4 protein-coding genes and 1 pseudogene are annotated in these 2,215 nt (G+C 63.6%); 4 read left to right on the forward strand and 1 reads right to left on the reverse strand.

The features are described from left to right. The 3 genes and pseudogenes from EN906_RS38590 to EN906_RS31580 form a co-directional block, all read left to right on the forward strand. A pseudogene (locus tag EN906_RS38590) lies at nucleotides 1–162 on the forward strand (oxidoreductase); the annotation flags it as partial. A 136-nt stretch (nucleotides 163–298) separates the two neighbouring features. Beyond that, nucleotides 299–928: a hypothetical protein gene (locus tag EN906_RS31575; RefSeq protein WP_127267854.1), complete on the forward strand. Its 630-nt coding sequence runs from the start codon at nucleotides 299–301 to the stop codon at nucleotides 926–928. 165 nt (nucleotides 929–1,093) lie between these two features. Further along, nucleotides 1,094–1,315: a hypothetical protein gene (locus EN906_RS31580; protein WP_013532531.1), complete on the forward strand. Its 222-nt coding sequence runs from the start codon at nucleotides 1,094–1,096 to the stop codon at nucleotides 1,313–1,315. 3 nt (nucleotides 1,316–1,318) lie between these two features. Here the strand turns inward: EN906_RS31580 and EN906_RS31585 are convergent, their stop codons facing one another. Next, a complete protein-coding gene (locus EN906_RS31585) occupies nucleotides 1,319–1,825 on the reverse strand; it encodes an OsmC family protein (RefSeq protein ID WP_127269953.1) in 507 nt (168 codons plus the stop codon). 204 nt (nucleotides 1,826–2,029) lie between these two features. Here EN906_RS31585 and EN906_RS31590 point away from each other — a divergent pair. Beyond that, a partial coding sequence (locus EN906_RS31590; protein WP_206529215.1) for an agmatine deiminase family protein occupies nucleotides 2,030–2,215 on the forward strand: 186 nt, incomplete at its 3' end.

The following is a 2,215-nucleotide window of genomic DNA, read 5'->3' on the forward strand; positions in this document are numbered from 1 at the left end:
ATGCGTGCCCAAGCAGTGCCGGGCGAAGATCCCGAGACGTTGCCGCATCCCTCCGAGATCGCCAAACGCATCGTGCCGCTGGCCAGCCCGGACCTGAAAGAGACCGGATTGATCTTTCAGGCCAAGCACAATCGGTTCGTCGCCTATCGCCAGCCGGAATAAAACTAGAGCCTTTTTTGCCGCATGTCGGTTTCCCAAAAACCACTGCATACTTTTAGGCGACATGCGTAGGGATTAAACAGGCCTCCGGCAACGTTTCTTCTGATGTAACCCGTCGAAGACCAACCGGAGGACCGACATGCGTAAACTGCTTCTCGCCACCGCCGCCACCCTGATCGCAGCCGCGGGCGCCGCTTACTCGCAAGATGCCAAGATGAGCTTCTTCGTCACCAGTGTCGGTTCCGGCAAGGGTGCCGACCTCGGCGGCCTCAAGGGCGCCGACGCGCATTGCGCGTCGTTGGCGGAAGCCGCCGGCGTCACCGGCAAGAGTTGGGCCGCCTATCTGTCGACCAGCGACACCGACGCCCGCGACCGCATCGGCAAGGGGCCATGGGTGAACGCCAAGGGCGTCAAGATCGCCGACGATGTCGCCTCGTTGCACAGCGATGCCAACGGCATCACCAAACAGACAGCGCTCAACGAGAAAGGCGAAGCGGTCAACGGCCGCGGCGACACGCCCAACCGCCACGACGTGCTGACCGGCTCCAAGCCCGACGGCACCAAGATCGCCGACCAGACCTGCGGCAACTGGACGATGAGCGGGGCGGAAGGCGCCGCGATGATGGGCCATCATGACCGCGCCGGTCTCGACGATTCGGCAGCGGCCAAATCCTGGAATTCCTCGCACGCCTCGCGCGGCGGCTGCAGCCAGGAGGCGCTCAAGGGCACCGGGGGCGATGGCTTGTTCTATTGTTTTGCCACCAACTGAGCCGATTGCGCTTCGAAATCGGGCTGGAAACCCCCGTCACATCACGCGGCTGTGATGTGACGGCGGGAAGCTGTGCGGCGGTCAGGCTTTCGTCATTTCCATGGAGTTGGTAGGGTCACAGCGACTCCCACAACAGCGCCCAACTGGCAGAACAAGGAAATCCCCATGGCTACGACCGCAGCAGCGTTGGTCTGGTATCTGGTAATCGCCGGCCCGCAAGGCGGCATGGTCGTGCTGCCCAGCACCTTCGACAAACGCGAACAGTGCACCGCCGCCATCACCGAATATCAGAAGCAGCCGACACCGGCCGGCTGGTCGGTGCAATGCGTGCCGAGCGCCTCGCCCTTCACTGACGAGGGCGACGCCGAAGAACCGTCGGCGCAGTAAGCATCAGCGGCGTGCGCTCACCGTCAGCTCCGGCTTCTGGCTGATGGTCTGGAACACCACGCAATAACGCTCGGTCAGCTTCAGCAGCGAGTCTACCCGCTCCTGCGGCTCAGCGGTGTCGAGGTTGAAATTGAGCCGGATGGCGCGAAAGCCGACCGGTGCATCCTTGGCGACACCGAGCGTGCCGCGAAAATCGAGATCGCCTTCGGCCTCCACCGTGGCGGCGCCGAGCTTGAACTCGAGCGCCGTCGCCACCGCCTTGAGCGTCACCCCGGCGCAGGCGACCAAGGCCTCCAGCAGCATGTCGCCCGAGCAGAGTTCAAGCCCTGAGCCGCCTGTTGCCGGATGCAAGCCGGCGATGGCGAGCGCCCTGCCCGTCTCCACCTTGCAGGCAACCGACTGGTCATCGATCGAGCCCTTGGCGCGAAGCGTGATCAGAGCCTGCGAAGCATCGTCACGGTAGGCCTGCTTCAGCGGCGCCTGCATGGCCTTCAGTTCGGTCGCATCCATCCGCTTTTCCCCTTTCGTCGACTGCTTGCGTCACCGGCATACGCCGTCCGGTCGAGATTTGCGCCGATCACCGTGGCAAGGCAATGCCGTTCCGCAACAGGAGACAGCGGTCAACACCGATATCCCAAATGGGACATTGACGGACAAGGTCCCAAAAACGTCTGATCCGGGCAAGTCATCACTCCATTTCCCGGCGGTCCCAAGATGCCCCGTACCCTCTCGACAAGGCCGAAACAGGATGGGTTTCGCGCGCCCGGCGAATTCGAACCAAAGTCAGGCTGCTGGCTGATCTGGCCGGAGCGGCCGGACACCTGGCGCCTCGGCGCCAAGCCCGCGCAAAAGCTGTTCGTGGATGTCGCCGCGGCGATCGCGCAAAGCGAGCCAGTGACG

The sequence above is a fragment of the Mesorhizobium sp. M7A.F.Ca.CA.004.06.1.1 genome (assembly GCF_003999135.1).
GTDB lineage: Bacteria > Pseudomonadota > Alphaproteobacteria > Rhizobiales > Rhizobiaceae > Mesorhizobium.